At 71.4% G+C, this 18,610-nt stretch carries 21 protein-coding genes; 18 read left to right on the forward strand and 3 right to left on the reverse strand.

All coding sequences use genetic code 11. The features are described from left to right. Positions 1 to 35 precede the first annotated feature (35 nt). The 16 genes from glyA to AB0C04_RS11310 all read left to right on the forward strand — a co-directional run bounded on the left by glyA (position 36) and on the right by AB0C04_RS11310 (position 13,934). Positions 36 to 1,325 (forward strand): serine hydroxymethyltransferase, encoded by a 1,290-nt coding sequence (glyA, locus tag AB0C04_RS11235; protein WP_357051700.1) that lies wholly within the window; start codon positions 36 to 38, stop codon positions 1,323 to 1,325. Further along, complete coding sequence (locus AB0C04_RS11240) at positions 1,318 to 1,749, forward strand: hypothetical protein (protein WP_357051703.1); 432 nt, start codon at positions 1,318 to 1,320, stop codon at positions 1,747 to 1,749. The genes glyA and AB0C04_RS11240 overlap by 8 nt, the downstream gene beginning before the upstream one ends. Positions 1,750 to 1,943: 194 nt before the next feature. Next, the gene (locus tag AB0C04_RS11245) at positions 1,944 to 2,180 is read left to right on the forward strand and encodes an AtpZ/AtpI family protein (RefSeq protein ID WP_357051705.1); all 237 of its coding nucleotides are present in this window, start codon (positions 1,944 to 1,946) and stop codon (positions 2,178 to 2,180) included. Between the two features lie 11 nt (positions 2,181 to 2,191). Further along, positions 2,192 to 2,989, forward strand: a complete 798-nt coding sequence (gene atpB, locus AB0C04_RS11250; protein ID WP_350871804.1) for a F0F1 ATP synthase subunit A — start codon at positions 2,192 to 2,194, stop codon at positions 2,987 to 2,989. Between the two features lie 68 nt (positions 2,990 to 3,057). Next, positions 3,058 to 3,294, forward strand: coding sequence for an ATP synthase F0 subunit C (locus AB0C04_RS11255; RefSeq protein WP_091595532.1), 237 nt, complete (start codon positions 3,058 to 3,060; stop codon positions 3,292 to 3,294). Between the two features lie 28 nt (positions 3,295 to 3,322). After that, the gene (locus AB0C04_RS11260; RefSeq protein WP_357051710.1) at positions 3,323 to 3,862 is read left to right on the forward strand and encodes a F0F1 ATP synthase subunit B; all 540 of its coding nucleotides are present in this window, start codon (positions 3,323 to 3,325) and stop codon (positions 3,860 to 3,862) included. Beyond that, positions 3,862 to 4,683 (forward strand): F0F1 ATP synthase subunit delta, encoded by an 822-nt coding sequence (locus AB0C04_RS11265; protein ID WP_357051713.1) that lies wholly within the window; start codon positions 3,862 to 3,864, stop codon positions 4,681 to 4,683. The genes AB0C04_RS11260 and AB0C04_RS11265 overlap by 1 nt, the downstream gene beginning before the upstream one ends. 94 nt (positions 4,684 to 4,777) lie before the next feature. Continuing rightward, complete coding sequence (gene atpA / locus AB0C04_RS11270; protein WP_357051716.1) at positions 4,778 to 6,430, forward strand: F0F1 ATP synthase subunit alpha; 1,653 nt, start codon at positions 4,778 to 4,780, stop codon at positions 6,428 to 6,430. Between the two features lie 4 nt (positions 6,431 to 6,434). Next, entirely contained in the window at positions 6,435 to 7,364 is a 930-nt protein-coding gene (locus AB0C04_RS11275; RefSeq protein ID WP_357051719.1) for a F0F1 ATP synthase subunit gamma, read from the forward strand. Beyond that, on the forward strand, positions 7,364 to 8,800 hold the full coding sequence (gene atpD, locus AB0C04_RS11280; RefSeq protein ID WP_350871814.1) for a F0F1 ATP synthase subunit beta: 1,437 nt from the start codon (positions 7,364 to 7,366) through the stop codon (positions 8,798 to 8,800). The genes AB0C04_RS11275 and atpD overlap by 1 nt, the downstream gene beginning before the upstream one ends. Before the next feature lie 206 nt (positions 8,801 to 9,006). Further along, positions 9,007 to 10,149 carry an LCP family protein gene (locus tag AB0C04_RS11285; RefSeq protein ID WP_357051722.1) on the forward strand — a complete coding sequence of 381 codons (1,143 nt, stop codon included), beginning with the start codon at positions 9,007 to 9,009 and terminating at the stop codon, positions 10,147 to 10,149. Between the two features lie 90 nt (positions 10,150 to 10,239). Continuing rightward, entirely contained in the window at positions 10,240 to 10,524 is a 285-nt protein-coding gene (locus AB0C04_RS11290; RefSeq protein ID WP_350871818.1) for a F0F1 ATP synthase subunit epsilon, read from the forward strand. Between the two features lie 12 nt (positions 10,525 to 10,536). After that, positions 10,537 to 10,992: a DUF2550 domain-containing protein gene (locus AB0C04_RS11295; protein ID WP_350871820.1), complete on the forward strand. Its 456-nt coding sequence runs from the start codon at positions 10,537 to 10,539 to the stop codon at positions 10,990 to 10,992. A 250-nt stretch (positions 10,993 to 11,242) separates the two neighbouring features. Beyond that, a complete protein-coding gene (locus tag AB0C04_RS11300) occupies positions 11,243 to 12,418 on the forward strand; it encodes a histidine kinase (protein ID WP_357051726.1) in 1,176 nt (391 codons plus the stop codon). Continuing rightward, positions 12,415 to 13,104, forward strand: a complete 690-nt coding sequence (locus AB0C04_RS11305; RefSeq protein WP_357051730.1) for a response regulator transcription factor — start codon at positions 12,415 to 12,417, stop codon at positions 13,102 to 13,104. The genes AB0C04_RS11300 and AB0C04_RS11305 overlap by 4 nt, the downstream gene beginning before the upstream one ends. Positions 13,105 to 13,199: 95 nt before the next feature. Then, positions 13,200 to 13,934 (forward strand): DedA family protein, encoded by a 735-nt coding sequence (locus tag AB0C04_RS11310; RefSeq protein WP_357051733.1) that lies wholly within the window; start codon positions 13,200 to 13,202, stop codon positions 13,932 to 13,934. 19 nt (positions 13,935 to 13,953) lie between these two features. Here the strand turns inward: AB0C04_RS11310 and AB0C04_RS11315 are convergent, their stop codons facing one another. Continuing rightward, positions 13,954 to 14,367 (reverse strand): VOC family protein, encoded by a 414-nt coding sequence (locus AB0C04_RS11315; protein ID WP_357051736.1) that lies wholly within the window; start codon positions 14,365 to 14,367, stop codon positions 13,954 to 13,956. Continuing rightward, on the reverse strand, positions 14,343 to 14,915 hold the full coding sequence (locus AB0C04_RS11320; protein ID WP_350871824.1) for a cob(I)yrinic acid a,c-diamide adenosyltransferase: 573 nt from the start codon (positions 14,913 to 14,915) through the stop codon (positions 14,343 to 14,345). The genes AB0C04_RS11315 and AB0C04_RS11320 overlap by 25 nt, the downstream gene beginning before the upstream one ends. On the opposite strand from AB0C04_RS11320, the gene murA reads away from it, so the two are divergent. Together murA and AB0C04_RS11330 are read left to right on the forward strand one after the other, a co-directional pair. Beyond that, the gene (gene murA, locus AB0C04_RS11325; RefSeq protein ID WP_357051740.1) at positions 14,914 to 16,356 is read left to right on the forward strand and encodes a UDP-N-acetylglucosamine 1-carboxyvinyltransferase; all 1,443 of its coding nucleotides are present in this window, start codon (positions 14,914 to 14,916) and stop codon (positions 16,354 to 16,356) included. The genes AB0C04_RS11320 and murA overlap by 2 nt on opposite strands. Before the next feature lie 79 nt (positions 16,357 to 16,435). Continuing rightward, entirely contained in the window at positions 16,436 to 17,284 is an 849-nt protein-coding gene (locus AB0C04_RS11330) for a 3-hydroxyacyl-CoA dehydrogenase family protein (protein WP_357051743.1), read from the forward strand. A gap of 74 nt (positions 17,285 to 17,358) precedes the next feature. Here AB0C04_RS11330 and AB0C04_RS11335 read toward each other — a convergent pair whose 3' ends face one another. Then, positions 17,359 to 18,555, reverse strand: a complete 1,197-nt coding sequence (locus AB0C04_RS11335) for an MFS transporter (RefSeq protein WP_357051746.1) — start codon at positions 18,553 to 18,555, stop codon at positions 17,359 to 17,361. Positions 18,556 to 18,610 lie beyond the last annotated feature (55 nt).

An 18,610-nucleotide genomic window follows, 5' to 3' on the forward strand; every position in this document is an offset into this window, starting at 1 on the left:
GGTTCCCAGTCTGCGGCCCCATAGACTCCTTCGTCGTGGACACCGTGACGAGCACCTTCTGGGGGCCGGATTTCGACCAGCTCCGGGCGACCGATCCGGAGATCGCCGGGGTGGTGCTCGGCGAGCTGGACCGGCTGCGCGGCGGGTTGCAGCTGATCGCCAGCGAGAACCTCACCTCGCCCGCGGTGCTGGCAGCGCTCGGCTCGACGCTGACCAACAAGTACGCCGAGGGCTATCCGGGCCGGCGCTACTACGGCGGGTGCGCCGAGGTGGACCGGGCCGAGGAGATCGGCATCGCCCGGGCCCGGGACCTCTTCGGCGCCGAGCACGCCAACCTCCAGCCGCACTCCGGCGCGAGCGCCAACCTGGCCGCGTACGCCGCCCTGGTGCAGCCGGGTGACACGGTGCTGGCCATGGAGCTGCCGCACGGCGGCCACCTCACCCACGGCAGCCGGGTGAACTTCTCCGGCAAGTGGTTCGACACGGTGGGCTACACGGTCCGGCGGGACACCGAGCTGATCGACTACGACGAGGTCCGGGACCTGGCCCGGGCGCACCGGCCCAAGATGATCATCTGTGGCGCGACCGCCTATCCGCGACTGATCGACTTCGCCCGGTTCCGGGAGATCGCCGACGAGGTCGACGCGTACCTCATGGTGGACGCGGCGCACTTCATCGGACTGGTCGCCGGTGGGGCCATCCCGTCGCCGGTGCCGTACGCCGACGTGGTCTGCTTCACCACCCACAAGGTGCTCCGCGGACCGCGCGGCGGCATGATCCTCTGCCGCGAGTCGTTGGCCCAGCGGATCGACAAGGCGGTCTTCCCGTTCACCCAGGGCGGGCCGTTGATGCACGCGGTGGCGGCCAAGGCGGTGGCCCTGCGCGAGGCCGCCCAGCCCGAGTTCCGGACCTACGCCGCCCAGGTGATCGGCAACGCGCAGGCGCTCGCCGCCGGGTTGGCGGCCGAGGGGATGCGGCCGGTCTCCGGCGGCACCGACACCCACCTGGCCCTGATCGACCTGACCGGGACCGGGGTGACCGGGGCGGACGCCGAGGCGCGCTGCGACGCCGCCGCGATCACCCTGAACAAGAACGCCATCCCGTACGACCCGCAGAAGCCGATGGTCGCCTCCGGCATCCGGGTGGGCACGCCGAGCGTCACCACCCAGGGCATGCGGCAGGGGGAGATGCGCCAGATCGCCGCGCTGATCGCCCGAGCGGTCCGGGCCGACCCCGCGGCGCCCGGTGGCGCCGACGAGCTGGCCCGGGTCGGCGCCGAGGTGGCCGACCTGGTCGCGACGTTCCCGGCGTACCCCCGTGGCTGAGCCGGGGGCCCGTGCGGCGGAGGCGGCCGAGGACCGGGGCTGGCGACTGCGTCACCTGCCGGTGCTGTTGATCGCCTCGGCGGTCATGGCGGCGGTCGCGGCGGTGGTCGGCGGGGTCGTCGACGGGGCCGACGCCGCGCTCGGCGCCGCCGTCGGGGTGGCCGTCACCGCGCTCAGCTACACGCTCACCACCGTGGTGCTGGCCTGGGCCGACGCCCGCGACACGCAGCTGGTGCTGCCGTTCGGCCTGGGCCTCTACGTCGCCAAGTTCACCCTGCTCGGCGCCGTGATGGTCGCGGTGGCCGCGACCGGCTGGCCCGGCCTGATCCCGCTCTGTCTGGGCATCGCCGCCGGCGTGGTGGTCTGGACCGGGGTGCACATCTGGTGGCTGACCACGGTCCACGCTCGACGGGTCCGCGGCTGAGCTAGCTGGACGGACACCGCCCGTCCCACCTTTCGGGCACGCCGCCGATGTGTCCCCGATCGGTCATTCTCTCCCTGCCGGAAGGGGAGTAGCGTGCCCCGGAGAAGACTTCGCCCACCCGTGTCCCACACAACCAGGTTGTGCGGGGGGTGAGGCACAGCCTCGTCCACCCGACTGATATCGTTCGCCCCGTCATGGCCGGTGACCAGAAACCCCCCAACACTGGCGGCTCGGACGACGTTCCGTCCGGTGCCGGCCAGGGTTGGACCGCGCTCAGCTACCTGATCGCGGGGATGCTCGTCTGGGGCTTCATTGGCTGGCTGGTCGACCGGTGGCTCGACACCGGTGGTGTCGCCACCGGAATCGGCATCGTGCTCGGTATGGCCGGGGGAATCGTCCTGGTCATCCGTAAGCTCGGCACGCCTCAATAGGAAGGGACGCGGTGTTCGGACAGGCGAACGTCCTGGCACAGGGCGAGGTCACATTCCCACCCAGCGTGGAGGACTTCTACCTGCCCAGCATCCTGCCCTGGGGTGCGCACAACTCTTACTGGTTCACCAAGATCACGTTCATGGTGTGGCTGGCGGTCGGGCTCCTGATCCTGTTCTTCCTGGTCAGCTACCGCAAGCCGCAGCTGGTGCCGACCAAGAAGCAGTGGTTCGCCGAGTCGATCTACGGCTTCGTGCGGAACAACATCGCGGTCGACATGATCGGGCACGCGGGTGTGCGCTTCGCGCCGTACTTCACCACGCTCTTCTGCTTCATCCTGGTGACCAACTTCTTCGCGATCGTGCCGCTGTTCCAGATCTCGCCGAACTCGCACATCGCCTTCCCGGCGTTCCTCGCGGCGATCAGCTACGTGCTCTTCATCTACGCCGGCATCAAGCACCACGGTGCGGGCAAGTTCTTCAAGAACTCACTGATCCCGCCGGCGCCGTGGTACATCCTGCCGATCCTGGTCCCGATCGAGGCGTTCTCGACGTTCCTCGTCCGGCCGTTCTCGCTCGCCGTCCGTCTCTTCGCGAACATGTTCGCCGGCCACATGCTCCTGCTGGTGTTCACCCTCGGCGGCTTCGCGATGCTCAACGCCAACGCCCTGCTGGCGCCGATCTCGGTGCTCTCCTGGGTGATGACCGTGGCGCTCACCTTCCTCGAGTTCCTGGTGATCGTCCTGCAGGCCTACGTCTTCACGGTGCTGACCGCCAGCTACGTGCAGGGCGCGCTCGCCGACGAACACTGATCCACCTCGCACCAACCGTTGTCGTCCCGCGTGAGAGTCACGCGTGATAACCAGGAGGAACCACACCAATGGACGCTAGCGTTCTCGCCGCGGTAGAGGGCAGCACCGCCGCCATCGGCTACGGCCTCGCGGCCATCGGCCCGGGCATCGGCGTCGGCCTGGTCTTCGCCGCCTACATCCAGTCGACCGCCCGCCAGCCCGAGTCGTCCCGGATGACCCTGCCGTACGTCTGGATCGGCTTCGCCGTCATCGAGGCGCTGGCCCTGCTGGGCGTCGCGTTCGGCTTCGTCTGGTCTGGCGCCTGATCCCGTCTGAGTTGACCGGGAGGTCTCCATGTTCCTGATCGCCGCAGAAGGCGGTGAGACCAGCCACAACCCGATCCTTCCGCTCTGGCAGGAGATCGTGGTCGGTGGCATCGCCTTCATCGTGCTCTGCTTCGTGCTGATGAAGTTCGTCTTCCCCCGGATGGAGCAGACGTTCCAGGCGCGGGTCGACGCGATCGAGGGTGGCATCAAGCGGGCCGAGGCCGCCCAGGCCGAGGCCAACCAGCTGCTTGAGCAGTACCGCGCCCAGCTCGCCGAGGCGCGTACCGACGCCGCCAAGATCCGGGACGACGCGCGTGCCGACGCCGAGGGCATCCGCCAGGACATCCTCGCCAAGGCGCGGGAGGAGTCCGACCGGATCATCGCGGCGGGCAAGGACCAGCTCGCCGCCGAGCGGGCCACCATCGTGCGCGAGCTGCGCACCGAGGTCGGCACCATCGCGGTGGACCTGGCCAGCAAGATCGTCGGCGAGTCGCTCGCCGACGAGGCGCGGCGCAAGGGCACCGTCGACCGGTTCCTGAGCGGCCTCGAGAGCGCGGGGGCCCGCTGATGCAGGCCGCCAGCCGGGAGTCGTACAAGATCGCGGCCGAGCGCCTCGACGCGTACGTCCGCGGCGCGGAGCCGTCGGCGGTGGCCACCACCGCCGACGACATCCTCTCCGTCGCCGCCCTGCTGCGGCGGGAGCCGCGGCTGCGCCGGGCGCTCGCCGACTCGGCCCGCTCCGGCGAGGACCGGTCCGGCCTGCTCGACGGGATGCTCCGCGGCAAGGTCGGGGCGGACGCGCTCGACCTGCTCGGCGCGCTGGTCTCCGGCCGGTGGTCGACGCCGTCGGAGCTGCTCGACGCCACCGAGCGGCTGGGCGTGGCGGCGCTGCTGGCCAGCGCCGACACCGCCGGCGACCTCGGCGAGGTCGAGGACGAGCTGTTCCGCTTCGGGCAGGTCGTCGCCAGCTCCCCGCAGCTGTCCAGCGTGCTCTCCGACCCGATGGCCCCCGCCGAACAGCGGGCGACCCTCGTCGACCAGCTGCTCGCGGACAAGGCCCGGCCCGTCACCAGCTATCTCGTCGGGTTCGCGTTGACCGGCTTCGGCGGGCGCTCCTTCGCGGGCGCGCTCACCCGGCTGGTCGAACTCGCCGCCGAGCGGCGGGACCGGCAGGTGGCGTACGTCACCGTGGCGGCCCCGTTGAGTGACGAGGAGGAGCAGCGGCTGGGCGCTCGGCTCTCCGCCATATACGGTCGGGAGGTATCCGTTCGACAGACGGTGAACCCCGACGTCCTGGGTGGCGTGAGCGTGCGGGTCGGCTCCGACCTGTACGACGGCACCATCCTGCGCCGCCTCAACGAGACCCGCAACGCGCTCGCGAAGCGCTGACCGGCTCCGCCGCGCAGCGCCTGCGAATGACACACGCCATTCGGACCGGTCGGTACTAGGTATCCCGGGCCCCTGATACTTAAGGAAGCAGAGGATGGCCGAGCTGACCATCTCGACGGACGAGATCCGCAGCGCCCTGGAGCGCTACGTCTCGTCCTACTCGACCGACGTCTCCCGCGAGGAGGTCGGCACCGTCTCCGACACCGGCGACGGCATCGCCCACGTCGAGGGCCTGCCTTCGACCAAGACCAACGAGCTGCTGGAGTTCGAGGACGGCACGCTCGGCGTGGCGCTGAACCTCGACGTCCGGGAGATCGGTGTCGTCGTTCTCGGTGACTCCGCCAAGCTGGAGGAGGGGCAGCGGGTCAAGCGCACCGACCGGGTGCTCTCCGTGCCGGTCGGCGACGCCTTCCTCGGCCGCGTGGTCAACGCGCTCGGCCAGCCGATCGACGGCCTCGGCGACATCGCCGACGAGGGCTACCGCGAGCTGGAGCTGCAGGCTCCGAACGTGATGGCCCGGCAGTCGGTGTTCGAGCCGCTGCAGACCGGCATCAAGGCGATCGACGCGATGACCCCGATCGGCCGGGGCCAGCGGCAGCTGATCATCGGTGACCGGAAGACCGGCAAGACCACGGTCGCCCTGGACGCCATCCTCAACCAGCGGGAGAACTGGCGCTCCGGCGACCCGAAGAAGCAGGTCCGCTGCATCTACGTCGCCATCGGCCAGAAGGCCTCCACGATCGCCTCGATCAAGGGCCAGCTGGAAGAGGCGGGCGCGATGGAGTACACCACCATCGTGGCCTCCCCGGCGTCGGACCCGGCCGGCTTCAAGTACATCGCCCCCTACACCGGCTCGTCCATCGGGCAGCACTGGATGTACGGCGGCAAGCACGTCCTGATCGTCTTCGACGACCTGAGCAAGCAGGCCGAGGCGTACCGCGCCGTGTCGCTGCTGCTGCGCCGCCCGCCGGGCCGTGAGGCCTACCCGGGTGACGTCTTCTACCTGCACTCCCGCCTGCTGGAGCGCTGCGCGAAGCTCTCCGACGAGCTGGGCGGCGGCTCGATGACCGGTCTGCCGATCATCGAGACGAAGGCCAGCGACATCTCGGCCTTCATCCCGACCAACGTCATCTCGATCACCGACGGCCAGATCTTCCTCGAGACCGACCTGTTCAACCAGGGCGTCCGGCCGGCCATCAACGTCGGCACCTCGGTCTCCCGGGTCGGTGGCGCCGCGCAGGTGAAGCCGATGAAGAAGGTCGCCGGCTCGCTGCGGCTCAACCTGGCCCAGTACCGCGAGCTGGAGGCGTTCGCCGCCTTCGCCTCCGACCTGGACAAGGCCTCCCGGGCCCAGCTGGACCGCGGTTCCCGCCTGGTCGAGCTGCTCAAGCAGTCGAACTACTCGCCGTACCCGGTGCAGGAGCAGGTCGTCTCGGTCTGGGCCGGCACCGAGGGCAAGCTGGACGACATCCCGGTGGGTGAGGTCCGGCGCTTCGAGTCGGAGTTCCTCCAGTACCTGCGGCACAAGCACGAGGGTGTGCTGGCCGGGATCGCCGACAACCAGTGGGATGACGACATCATCGGCTCCCTGGACGCGGCGATCACCGAGTTCAAGCAGGTCTTCCTCGGCAAGGAGGACGAGCGTCGGGTCAACGACGCGCCGGCCGCGCCGCTGGAGGGTGACGAGACCCGCGAGACGGTGACCCGCTTCCGCGACGGCTCGACCGACCGCCCGGCCGAGAGCTGATCCCATGGCGGCCCAGGTACGCGTTCTTCGTCAACGAATCCGCTCGGCGAAGTCGATGAAGAAGATCACCAAGGCGATGGAGCTCGTGGCGACGAGCCGGATCGCCAAGGCCCAGGCCCGGGTGGAGGCGTCCCTGCCGTACGCCCAGGCCATCACCGGTGTGCTCACGGCGCTGGCGTCCAACGCACGGATCGACCACCCGCTGCTCACCCCGCGCGAGCGGGTGCGGCGGGCGGGCGTCCTGCTGGTCACCAGCGACCGTGGGCTGGCCGGCGGTTACAGCTCCAACGCGATCAAGACGGCCGAGTCGCTGATCGCCCGGCTCCGGGCCGACGGCAAGGAGCCGGTGCTCTACGTCGTCGGGCGCAAGGGTGTCGGGTTCTACCGGTTCCGCGAACGGCCGATCGAGGAGAGCTGGACCGGGTTCAGCGAGCAGCCGGCGTTCGCCGACGCCCGCACGGTGGGCGAGACGCTGATCAAGGCGTTCACGGCCGGTGCGGACGACGTCGACGGCGGCGCCGGGGTGGACGGGGTGGTCGGCATCGACGAGCTGCACATCGTCTACACCGAGTTCCACTCGCTGATGACCCAGACCCCGGTCGCCAAGATCATTGGTCCGATGCAGGTCGAGGACCGGCCGCGCTCCGAGGGGCTGCTGCCGGCGTACGAGTTCGAGCCGGAGGCGGAGGCGCTGCTCGACGCGCTGCTGCCGAAGTACATCAACACGCGGATCTACGCGGCGTTGATCGAGTCGGCGGCGAGCGAGTCGGCGGCCCGGCGGCGGGCGATGAAGAGCGCCACCGACAACGCCGAAGAGATGATCGAGAAGTACACGCGTGAGATGAACACGGCCCGCCAGGCCGGGATCACCCAGGAGATCAGCGAGATCGTCGGCGGCGCGAACGCGCTTGCCGCGTCGGGAAGTGAAGTGTGATGACTGCCCCAGTAGAGACCAAGACGGCCACGGGTCGCGTGGTCCGGGTCATCGGCCCGGTCGTCGACGCCGAGTTCCCGCGCGACGCCATGCCGGCCCTGTTCAACGCCCTGAACGTCGACGTGAACCTGTCCGGCGGTGAGAAGACGCTGACCCTGGAGGTCGCCCAGCACCTGGGTGACAACATGGTCCGCGCCATCTCGATGCAGCCGACCGACGGCCTGGTCCGCGGCGCGGAGGTGCGCGACTCCGGCTCGCCGATCACCGTGCCGGTGGGCGACGCGGTCAAGGGTCACGTGTTCAACGCGATCGGCGAGGTCCTCAACCTCACCGAGGGCGAGACGCTCACCCCGGACGACCACTGGGGTATCCACCGCAAGGCCCCGGCCTTCGCGGACCTGGAGCCGAAGACCGAGATGCTGGAGACCGGCATCAAGGTGATCGACCTGCTCGCCCCGTACGTCAAGGGCGGCAAGATCGGCCTGTTCGGCGGCGCGGGCGTGGGCAAGACGGTGCTCATCCAGGAGATGATCACCCGAGTGGCCCGCAACTTCGGTGGTACCTCGGTCTTCGCCGGCGTGGGTGAGCGCACCCGCGAGGGCAACGACCTCATCGCCGAGATGACCGAGTCCGGCGTCATCGACAAGACCGCGCTGGTCTACGGCCAGATGGACGAGCCGCCGGGCACCCGGCTGCGGGTGGCGCTCTCGGCGCTGACCATGGCCGAGTACTTCCGCGACGTGAAGAAGCAGGAGGTGCTGCTCTTCATCGACAACATCTTCCGCTTCACCCAGGCCGGTTCGGAGGTCTCCACCCTGCTCGGCCGGATGCCGAGCGCGGTGGGTTACCAGCCGACCCTGGCCGACGAGATGGGCGAGCTCCAGGAGCGGATCACCTCCGTCCGGGGCCAGGCCATCACCTCGATGCAGGCGATCTACGTGCCGGCGGACGACTACACCGACCCCGCCCCGGCCACCACGTTCGCCCACCTGGACGCGACCACCAACCTGGAGCGGTCGATCTCCGACAAGGGCATCTACCCGGCCGTGGACCCGCTGGCGTCCTCGTCCCGGATCCTCGCCCCGGAGTTCGTCGGCGCCGAGCACTTCCAGGTGGCCACCGAGGTGAAGCGGATCCTGCAGCGCTACAAGGACCTGCAGGACATCATCGCCATCCTCGGCATCGAGGAGCTCTCCGAGGAGGACAAGGTCACGGTCGGCCGGGCCCGCCGGATCGAGCGCTTCCTGTCCCAGAACACCTACGCGGCGGAGCAGTTCACCGGCGTGCCGGGTTCGACGGTTCCGATCAAGGAGACCATCGAGGCGTTCCGGAAGATCAGCGAGGGTGAGTACGACCACTTCCCCGAGCAGGCGTTCTTCATGTGCGGCGGTCTCGAGGACCTGGAGCGCAAGGCGCAGGAGCTGATGAAGGGCTGACCAAGCCCGGAAAAAGGCCGCCCCGGCAATGCCGGGGCGGCCTTTTGTTCATCTTCGGGACCTATCATCGCCGCTGCCCGAGTCGTCGCGGTCGGCAGCGGCGTGGCCGTCACGGTACGGTTCAACGCGCGCTCGCCGGGATCGGGCGCTGATTCGTGCAACTGTTTCGGCTACGCGCGCCGTCTTTATAGGCGTGACGATCGGAGATGCTCGTGGGTAAGGCCGGCAAGAACGGCCGCAGGAAGTCCATCTGGCGGGGTGTGCCGCGGTGGGCCCGGATCTGCACCGTCTTCGGCACCGTGCTGATGGTGCTCAGCGGCGCGGTGCTGGTCGGCACCGAGGTGCTGATGGCCCGCTACGAGGGCGCGGTCGGCAAGGCGGACCTCTTCGGCGACCAGGCCGCCGGTGCCCAGGAGCGCAAGAGCGACATCAAGGGCCCCCTCAACATCCTGCTGGTCGGTATCGACCCGCGCAATCCGGAGACCCCGCCGCTGGCCGACTCGATCATGGTGCTGCACGTGCCCGCCGAGATGGACCGGGCCTACCTCTTCTCGCTGCCCCGGGACCTCGTCGTCGACATCCCCAAGTTCAGTAAGGCGAACTTCAGTGGCGAGACCACCAAGCTGAACGCCGCGATGGCCTTCGGCAGCCGGGTGCCCGGGGAGAACCCGGACGCCGCCCGCGGCTTCGAGCTGCTGGCCATGACGGTGCAGAAGGTCACCGGCATCAAGCGCTTCGACGCCGGCGCGATCATCAACTTCACCGGCTTCCAGAAGATCGTCGACGCGATGGGCGGCGTCGACATGTACATCGAGCGCGACGTGAAGTCCGAGCACCGCGAGCCGAGCGGCGTGCACCGTCAGGGCAACCCCAACGGTGAGGGCTACGTCGGGCCGCAGGCGGTGTACAAGAAGGGCAACCGCCACCTGTCCGGCTGGCAGGCGCTGGACTACGTCCGGCAGCGCTACCCGAAGAACGGCGTCCCGGACGCCGACTACGGGCGGCAGCGCCACCAGCAGCAGTTCGTCAAGGCGATGGTCGGCCAGGCGTTCAGCGCGGACGTGGTGACCAACCCGATCAAGCTGGATCGGGTGCTCCGCGCCGCCGGCCAGTCGCTGATCTTCAACGGTCGGGGGAGCAGCGTGGTCGACTTCGCCATCGCGCTGAAGAACATCCGCCCCAACACGATCCAGATGGTCAAGCTGCCCGGCGGTGGGGTCTACGAGGGCAAGAAGTACAAGGGTGAGCAGTTCCAGCCCGGCGTGGACGACTTCTTCACCGCCCTGCACAACGAGCAGCTCGACCCGTTCCTGCTGGAGCACCCGGAGTTCCAGAACAAGACCAAGTGAGTCGTGGCCCAGCTCTCGCCACCCGCCTTGGGGACGCCGCGGCGGCCGGACTAGACTTTGCCCAATCCGCCGCCGCAGCAAGGAGACAGCGTGGCACAGCAGCTTCACGTCGAGCTGGTAGCCGTCGAGGAGAAGGTCTGGTCCGGCGACGCCGAGATGGTGGTTGCCCGGACGACCGAGGGTGAGCTGGGCGTGCTGCCCGGGCACGCGCCTCTGCTCGGCCAGCTCGCCGAGCCCGGCCAGGTCCGGATCAAGCTCGCCGGCGGTCAGCAGGTCTCCTACGAGGTGGCCGGTGGCTTCCTCTCGGTGAGCGCCGAGGGTGTCACCGTCCTCGCCGAGAGCGCCACCCCGGTCGACTCCGCGCAGAGTCGCTGAGCCCCACCGTCGATGGAGATCGTCGAAGGGATCGGAATCGGCTTCGCTGTCCTTCTCGGCGCGATCCTGTTCCTCTTCGTCCGGCGAGCCCTGGTCACCCGTAGCGGTGGCATCATCCGGCTCAGCGTCCGGGTCTCCACGATGCTCGACGGCCGGGGCTGGTCGCCCGGCTTCGGCCGGTTCGCCGGCGACGAGCTTCGCTGGTACCGGATGTTCAGCTTCGCGCTGCGGCCCAAGCGGGTGCTCTCCCGCAAGGGGTTGGCGGTCGAGCGACGGCGGCTGCCCGAGGGGCAGGAACGGCTCTCCATGCCGGCCGACTGGGTCATCCTCCGCTGTACCAGTCACCATGCACCGGTGGAGATCGCCATGGCGCGATCCACGGTCACCGGCTTTCTCTCCTGGCTCGAGGCCGCCCCACCCGGGGCGGTCTCGCCGCGTCTGGCCTCCCAGGACTGGCCGGCGGCCTGAGCCTGCGCCGCTTGCCGCGCGATCCCGCTGAACCGACGGCCGCGCGATCCCGTTGAACCGACGGCCGCCGCCCTGGTCGCCTGAGCCTTCCGCCGGCCGGCAACCTGAGCGCCCAGCTCGCCGCACCCGCCCGCCGGTGGCGCCGGCTCGGTGTGGCGCGGCCTCGGGCGGGGTCGAACGGCCACCCGGAGGAGGGGCGGCGGCCGGCTGGAGGACCGGTGCCCGGCCGGCGGCTCCGTAAGGTGGCCGGGTGGAGGGTGGTCGACGCGGCTGGTGGCCCGAGCTGGTGCTCGGGCTGGTCGCGGCCGGTCTGGGCCTGGCGAGCACCCGGCTGAGCACGGCGGGCCTGCCGAACGACGGGTGGGCCACCGTCGTCGCGGTCGTCGCCGGGTTGGGCCTGATCGGCGTACGCCGGCTGCCGTGGCCGGTGCTGGTCGGTGAGTGCGCACTGATGCTGGTCGGCGACGCGGTCGCCCGGACCGGCACCGACACCCCGCAGCTCGCGGCGGCCATCGCGCTCGGGTTCGTGGCGCACCGGGCGAGCTGGCCGGCGACGGCGGCGGCGTTCGGGCTCTTCGGCACCGTGACCGTGCTGGACGTGCTCGATCCGGGCACTGCTGGGCTCTTCTCCGGCGCTCTCGGGGTGCTGCGACTGGCGATGCTGGCCGGCGTCGCCGCCGCGCCCGTCGCCTTCGGGCGCTACCTGCGCGGGGTGCGGCACGCCGCGCAGGTGGCCGAGGAGCGGGCCCGGGAGGCGGAGACCCGACGGGCTGTGGAGACTCGGGCGGCCCGGCTGGCTGAGCGGGCCGGCATCGCCCGCGACCTGCACGACATCGTCGCGCACCACATCGCGGCGATCGCGCTGCGCGCCGGCTCCGCCCGCTACGCGGTGCAGCGCACTGGCGGCACCGAGGAGGCGGTGCTGGTCCTCGGTGAGCTGCGGGACACCGCCGGGCAGGTTCTCGACGAGCTGCGCGAGCTGCTGAAGGTGCTACGCGACCCGGACGCGGTCGAGCCGGTCGGCGGTCAGCTCGAACCGGAGCAGGTGATCCGGGACGCCGAGCGACGGGTACGCGAGGCGGGGGTGGCGGTGCGGGTGAGCGTCTCCGCCGCGCTGACCGCCGCGCCGCTGGTGGTCCGGACCACCGCCGCCCGGGTGGTGCGAGAGGCGCTCACCAACACGCTCAAGCACGCCGGGCCGGGCGCCGCCGCCTCGGTCGACATCCGATCCGACGACGGTGCCCTGGTGGTCGAGGTACGCGACAGCGGACCGGTGCGACCCCGCCCCGCGCTGCCACCCTCCGGGCACGGGCTCGCCGGGATGCGGGAGCGGGTCGGGTTGCTCGGTGGGACGCTGACCGCGGCGGCCACCGACGGCGGCGGCTGGCAGGTCCGGGCCCGGTTACCGATCAGGGAGAGCGGATGATCAGGGTGCTCGTGGTGGACGACCAGGCGCTGGTGCGTGCCGGTGTGGGCCTGCTGTTGCGGACGGCCGGCGAGTTCGAGGTGGTCGGCGAGGCGGGCGACGGGCACGACGCGGTCCGGTTGGCCGAGCGGCTGCGCCCGGACGTGGTGCTGATGGACCTGCGGATGCCCCGGCTGGACGGCATCGAGGCCACCCGGCGGATCCTGGACCGGCAGCCCGGCGCCCGGGTCCTGGTGCTGACCACCTTCGCCGAGGACACGGACATCTACGGCGCGCTCGGCGCCGGTGCGGTCGGCTACCTCGTGAAGGACGGCGCGCCGGAGGAGCTGATCGACGCCGTCCGGCGGGCGGCCCGGGGCGAGTCGCTGCTGGCCCCGCCGGTCCTGGCCCGGATCGTGCATCGGGCACTCGCCGACCACGACCGCGAGCGGCGGCCGGCGCCTCGGGAGCCCGGGCTGCGGCTGCTCAGCCCCCGGGAGCGGGAGGTGCTGGCGCTGGTCGGCGGCGGGCTCTCCAACTCCGAGATCGGTGCCCGCCTGCACCTCGGCGTCACCACGGTGAAGACCCACGTCTCGGCCGCGATGGAGAAGCTCGACCTGCGCAACCGGGTGCAGGCCGCGGTCGTGGCCCACCGGCTGGGCCTGGTCGACGACGACTTCAACCCGGTGCCCGGGGCCGGGGACTGAGCGGCCGCGACCCACGACCCGGCCGGCCAGGTGGAGGACCCGGGCCGGCCGGCGGCAGGAAGGCGTGCCGCCGCCGGGGCGGCACAGTCGGACGGGTGACGTTCCTGGACTCGTTGACCGACCGGCTCACCGGGCTGCCGCCCGCGATGGTGCTGGTGGTCGCCGCACTCGTACTCGCTGGTGAGGTCGGCCTGCTCGCCGGGTTGGTGCTCCCCGCGGCCACCACCATGCTCACCGTCGGCCTGCTCGCCCGCACCGGTGAACTGGACCTGGCCGCCGCGCTCGCGGTCACCACGCTGGCCGCCTTCGCCGGCGACCAGCTCGGCTACCTGGAGGGGCGGCTGCTCGGGCCACGGGTCCGCGCGGGCCGGCTCGGGCGGTGGGTCGGCGCAGACCGGTGGCAACGGGCCGAGACCCTCGTGGCCACTCGGGGCGGCCCGGCCGTGCTGGTGGGCCGGTGGACGGCGTTCGTCCGGACCCTGGTGCCCCGGGTGGCCGGCGCGGTCGGGCTGCCGTACCGGCGGTTCGTGCTCTTCGACGGAGTCGGCGTGCTCGTCTGGGTGCCGGGGACGGTGCTGATCGGGTACCTCGCCGGCGGTGTGCCGACGGGCCCGCTGGCCGCCGCCGGGGCGGCGGTCGCCGTGGTGGTCGGCGTGGTCCTGCTCGTACGCCGGGTCCGGGTGCGCCGGGGGGCCCGGTCGGCCCGATCCTGTGCCGGGCCGGCGCGGCGGGGGCGCACCCCGGCCGGGCCCGGACCGCGGTCGCGGCGTCCGGGCCCCGGCCGCGGGGTACGTAGCCGACGGGGGGTGCTGGACGGCACCGGACACTGAGCGGACGCTGGTCCCGGGATCACCCGGCGACCAGCTCCACCTCGTAGCCCTGACCGTCGCTGAGGTAGCCGGCGTAGGTCTGCGGGCCGCCGGCGTGCGGGTGCCGGTTCGGGAAGAGCAGGGTCCAGCCATACCCCGGCGCCGCGTCGACCAGCCGGTCCACCGCGGCCGGCGGACCGGCGTGGAAGGCGAGGTGGTTGAGCCCCGGCGCGAGCCGGTCGTGTCGCCCGTCGCTCATCGCCGGCGACTGCTCCAGCACCAGGTACGTCGGGCCGAGCCGCCAGGACCGCCCGGCCGGCCACTCCTGGAACGGCGTCCAGCCCAGCTCGCCGAGGAGCCAGCCCCAACTGTGTGTGGCGGGGGCCAGGTCGGGGATCCAGAGCTCGACGTGGTGCAGCGCGCCGACCGTCAGCGCGTCCCGCCCGGGACCCATAGCACATCTCCGGCCGGATTTGCCGTTCTTGCCAGGATAAAGAGCAGATCAGAGAGTCGGTTGAGATACTTTGCCGGGAGAGTGCTGGTCCGCTCCGGATCGTGGCTGACCAGCGCCCATGCCGCACGCTCGGCACGCCGGGCGGTGGTCCGCGCCACGTGCAGCAGTGCCGCACCCGCGGTGCCGCCGGGGAGGATGAAGGAGTCGAGCTTGCTCAGGCGCGCGTTGTACTCGTCGCACCAGCCCTCGAGGCGCTCGACGTACTCCTCGGTGACGCGCAGCGGCGGATACTTCGGCTCCGGTTCGACGGGGGTGGACAGGTCGGCACCCACGTCGAACATGTCGTTCTGGATCGACCCGAGGACCACCCGCAGCTCGTCGTCGAGCTGCCCCAGGGCGAGCGCGACGCCGATCGCCGCGTTGCACTCGTCGACGTCGGCGTACGCGGCGATCCGTGGATCGGTCTTCGGCACCTGCTCGTTGTTGCTCAGCCTTGTCATGCCGGCATCGCCGGCCTTGGTGTAGATGCGCGTGAGGTGGACGGCCATGACGCACAGCCTACGGATACCGGACCTGACGATCCCGGCGCGGCCGGATGCCGTCGCCGGCTGGCCGGCAGCGGTCGGGCCGGGTGACGCCGGTGATACCGCGGTCAACGACATCGACGTCATCCGGGTCGCCGGCGGTGCCCGGCTGGCCGGCACGGTGCATGTCGTCGGGGCCAAGAACTCGGCATTGAAGCTGATGGCGGCCGCACTGCTCGCGCCCGGGCGCAGCGTGATCACCAACGTCCCGCGGATCACCGACATCGCGATCATGGGTGAGGTACTGCGCCGGCTCGGCTGTGACGTCCGGTTCGACGCGGACGACCCGGTGGACCCGATGGTGGCCCGGGGCGGGGTGGCCCGGTCCCGGTCGGTCTCCATCGACGTGCCCGAGCAACCGGGCGCGGACGCCGACTACGACCTGGTCCGCCGGCTGCGGGCCTCGATCTGTGTGCTCGGCCCGCTGCTGGCCCGTCGGGGGTACGTGCGGGTGGCCCACCCGGGCGGCGACGCCATCGGCTCGCGCGGCCTGGACATGCACATCTCCGGTCTGACCCGGATGGGCGCCGAGATCTCCGGCGAGCACGGCTTCGTCATCGCCTCCGCGCCGTACGGCCTGCACGGCGCCGAGATCATGCTGGACTTCCCGAGCGTGGGCGCCACCGAGAACCTGGTGATGGCGGCGGTGCTGGCGCGCGGCGCCACGGTGATCGACAACGCGGCCCGGGAACCGGAGATCGTGGACATCTGCACGATGCTCCAGCAGATGGGCGCGCAGATCTCCGGCGCCGGCACGTCCACCCTGCACATCGAGGGGGTACCCGCGCTGCGGCCGGTGCGCCACGCCACGGTGGGGGATCGGATCGTCGCCGGCACCTGGGCGTTCGGCGCGGCGATGACCCGGGGCGACGTGACGGTGACCGGGGCCGACCCGGCCTTCCTGGAGGTCGCGCTGGACAAGCTGGTCGCCGCCGGGGGGCTGGTGGAGACCCGGGGGGACGCCTTCCGGATCCGGATGGACGAGCGGCCGGTCGCGGTGGACGTGGTGACCCTGCCGTTCCCCGGCTTCGCCACCGACCTGCTGCCGATGGCGATCGGGCTGGCCGCGGTGAGCGACGGCGCGTCGCTGATCACGGAGAACATCTTCGACGGCCGGTTCATGTTCGCCAACGAGATGATGCGCCTCGGCGCCGACATCAAGACCGACGGGCACCACGCGGTGGTACGGGGCCGGGACAGCCTCTCCGGGGCGCCGGTGCGGGCCACCGACATCCGGGCCGGAGCGGGGCTGATCATCGCGGGCCTCTGCGCGGACGGGGTAACCGAGGTCTCGCACGTGCACCACGTCGACCGCGGCTACCCGGACTTCGTCGCCGATCTGCGGGCGCTGGGCGTGGAGGTCGAGCGCGGCACCGCCCCGGAGGAGCCGGAGTTGACCATCTGACCTCGGAGACGGCTTAGCGGTCGTTCAGGCTCGCCGACTAGGGTGCTGGCAGACACTCAATCAGGCGAGGGAGAAGCAGATGGCGGGTCGACTCGCAGTCGTCGGGGCGGGGCTGATGGGCTCCGGGATCGCCCAGGTGGCGGCGCAGGCGGGCTGGCAGGTGACGCTGCGGGACCTGGATGACACGGCCACCGGCCGGGGCGTCGCCGGCATCCGGAAGTCGCTGGAGAAGTTCGCCGAGAAGGGCAAGATCGAGGCTTCCGAGGTCGAGGCGGTGCTGGGCCGGATCACCCCGACCACCGATCTGGAGGCCGCCGCCGACGCGGACATCGTGGTGGAGGCGGTCTTCGAACGGTTGGAGATCAAGCACGAGGTGTTCCGGGCGCTGGACAAGATCTGCAAGTCCGACGCGATCCTCGCGACCAACACGTCGGCCATCCCGGTGACCCAGATCGCCGCGGTGACCGAGCGCCCCGAGTCCGTGGTCGGCACCCACTTCTTCTCGCCGGTGCCGATGATGCAGCTCTGCGAGCTGGTCCGGGGCTACAAGACCAGTGACGCCACGCTGGCCACCGCCAAGGCGTTCGCCGAGGAGATCGGCAAGACGGTGGTGGTGGTCAACCGGGACATCGCCGGGTTCGTCACCACCCGGCTGATCGCCGCGCTGGTGGTCGAGGCGGTCAAGCTGGTCGAGTCCGGCGTGGTGTCGGCCGAGGAACTGGACACCGCCTGCCGGCTCGGCTTCGGCCACGCCATGGGCCCGCTGGCCACCACCGACCTGACCGGGGTCGACGTGCTGCTGCACGCGGCGAAGAACATCTACACCGACACGGCCGATGAGAAGTTCTTCCCGCCGGAGCTGCTCCAGCGGATGGCCACCGCGGGCGACCTCGGCCGCAAGACCGGCAAGGGCTTCTACACGTACTGAGCCGACAGCGACGCCGGGCGCCGGCGGCGCTCGCCCCGCGCGGGGCGGGTGGTCGCCGGCGCCCGGCGCCGTGCTCAGGCCGACGGTGCCGGTATCGCCGGGACGGCTTCGGGGGCGGTCCGCCGCAGCCCCGGGGTGAGCGCGACGGTGGCGGCCAGCGACGCCCCGGCCAGCAGCGCGACGGCCGAGTATGTCGGGACCAGGTCCGCGACCGCGCCGGCGAGCGCGGCGCACACCGCCTGCCCGGCCAGCATGCCGTTCTGGTGCAGGCCGAGCACCTGGCCGCGGGCCTCGGGTGGCGAGTGGGCGATCAGCCGCTCCTGCAACGGCAGCGCGGCGGCGAAGCCGACCGAGGCGACCAGCGCGACGAGCATGGCCACCGGTAGCGGCGGCGACAGCAGGAACACCAGGTAGGGGACGGCGAGCAGCAACCGCAGGGCGGGAATCCACCGCTCCCGGCGGGCCGCGGTCAGGAACCGCCCGACCACCACGTCCCCGGTCAGCATGCCGAGGGCGGCGGCGGCGAAGAGGAAGCCGGCGCGGTCGCCGGCGTACGGGACGAAGAGCGCCTCGCACCCGACGATCAGCCCGTTGGGCACCCAGAGGTTCAGCAGGAGCGACCGGCGGCCCGGGTGTGCCCACAGTTCCCTGTTCACCCGGAGGGTGCGCGTGATCGTCGTCCGCTCGGTGACCCGGACCGGGCGTTCGGCCAGCCCGAACCAGCCCACCGCGGCGGCCACCGCCCGCAGCGCCGCGGCGAGCAGGAACACCTGGTACGGGCTCAGCCAGACGAGCAGGGCGCCGGCCAGCCCGAACCCGGCGATCTGCATCACCCCGACGCTCGTGTTCATGGTGGCCCGGGCCAGTACGTAGGCGTTGGCGGGGACGATGTCGGTGAGCAGGGCCCACCGGGCCCCACCGGTGATCGAGCCGACGTACGCGCTGACGAAGATGATCGCGAAGCGGGCCCACAGCGGCAGCCCGGGTACCGCCTGCACCGCCGCTCCGGCGGCGACCAGCAGCGCGGTGAGGGTCAGTGCCCGGCGGGGCGGCAGGCTGTCCGCGGCCGACAGCAACGTCAGGCTGCCGAGCACGCCGGCCAGCGGTGCGCCGAACATGCTCAGGGCGGTGAGCAGCGCCGAGCCGGTGGACGCGTAGGTCAACGCGCCGAGCGCCAGCGCCGATGTGGTGTGCGCGGCGATCCCCGCGCAGTTGGCCAGGAACAGGTTGCGGAACTCGCGGGCGGCGAACAGGTCTGCGTACGTCCTCACGGGACGATCGTCCGGGATGCCGGGTGCGTCTCCTAGAGTTACGTCTGGAGGCGAA

The sequence above is a fragment of the Micromonospora sp. NPDC048909 genome (assembly GCF_040649635.1).
Classification (GTDB): Bacteria; Actinomycetota; Actinomycetes; order Mycobacteriales; family Micromonosporaceae; genus Micromonospora.

Excerpts from the sequence above, each read along its gene's own strand:
- AB0C04_RS11245 (WP_357051705.1), top strand. The coding sequence starts at position 1,944 with ATGGCCGGTGACCAGAAACCCCCCAACACTGGCGGCTCGGACGACGTT.
- AB0C04_RS11255 (WP_091595532.1), top strand. The coding sequence starts at position 3,058 with ATGGACGCTAGCGTTCTCGCCGCGGTAGAGGGCAGCACCGCCGCCATC.
- AB0C04_RS11260 (WP_357051710.1), top strand. The coding sequence starts at position 3,323 with ATGTTCCTGATCGCCGCAGAAGGCGGTGAGACCAGCCACAACCCGATC.
- AB0C04_RS11265 (WP_357051713.1), top strand. The coding sequence starts at position 3,862 with ATGCAGGCCGCCAGCCGGGAGTCGTACAAGATCGCGGCCGAGCGCCTC.
- atpA (WP_357051716.1), top strand. The coding sequence starts at position 4,778 with ATGGCCGAGCTGACCATCTCGACGGACGAGATCCGCAGCGCCCTGGAG.
- AB0C04_RS11275 (WP_357051719.1), top strand. The coding sequence starts at position 6,435 with ATGGCGGCCCAGGTACGCGTTCTTCGTCAACGAATCCGCTCGGCGAAG.
- atpD (WP_350871814.1), top strand. The coding sequence starts at position 7,364 with ATGACTGCCCCAGTAGAGACCAAGACGGCCACGGGTCGCGTGGTCCGG.
- AB0C04_RS11285 (WP_357051722.1), top strand. The coding sequence starts at position 9,007 with ATGCTCGTGGGTAAGGCCGGCAAGAACGGCCGCAGGAAGTCCATCTGG.
- AB0C04_RS11295 (WP_350871820.1), top strand. The coding sequence starts at position 10,537 with ATGGAGATCGTCGAAGGGATCGGAATCGGCTTCGCTGTCCTTCTCGGC.
- AB0C04_RS11305 (WP_357051730.1), top strand. The coding sequence starts at position 12,415 with ATGATCAGGGTGCTCGTGGTGGACGACCAGGCGCTGGTGCGTGCCGGT.
- AB0C04_RS11315 (WP_357051736.1), bottom strand. The coding sequence starts at position 14,367 with ATGGGTCCCGGGCGGGACGCGCTGACGGTCGGCGCGCTGCACCACGTC.
- murA (WP_357051740.1), top strand. The coding sequence starts at position 14,914 with ATGACGCACAGCCTACGGATACCGGACCTGACGATCCCGGCGCGGCCG.
- AB0C04_RS11320 (WP_350871824.1), bottom strand. The coding sequence starts at position 14,915 with ATGGCCGTCCACCTCACGCGCATCTACACCAAGGCCGGCGATGCCGGC.
- AB0C04_RS11330 (WP_357051743.1), top strand. The coding sequence starts at position 16,436 with ATGGCGGGTCGACTCGCAGTCGTCGGGGCGGGGCTGATGGGCTCCGGG.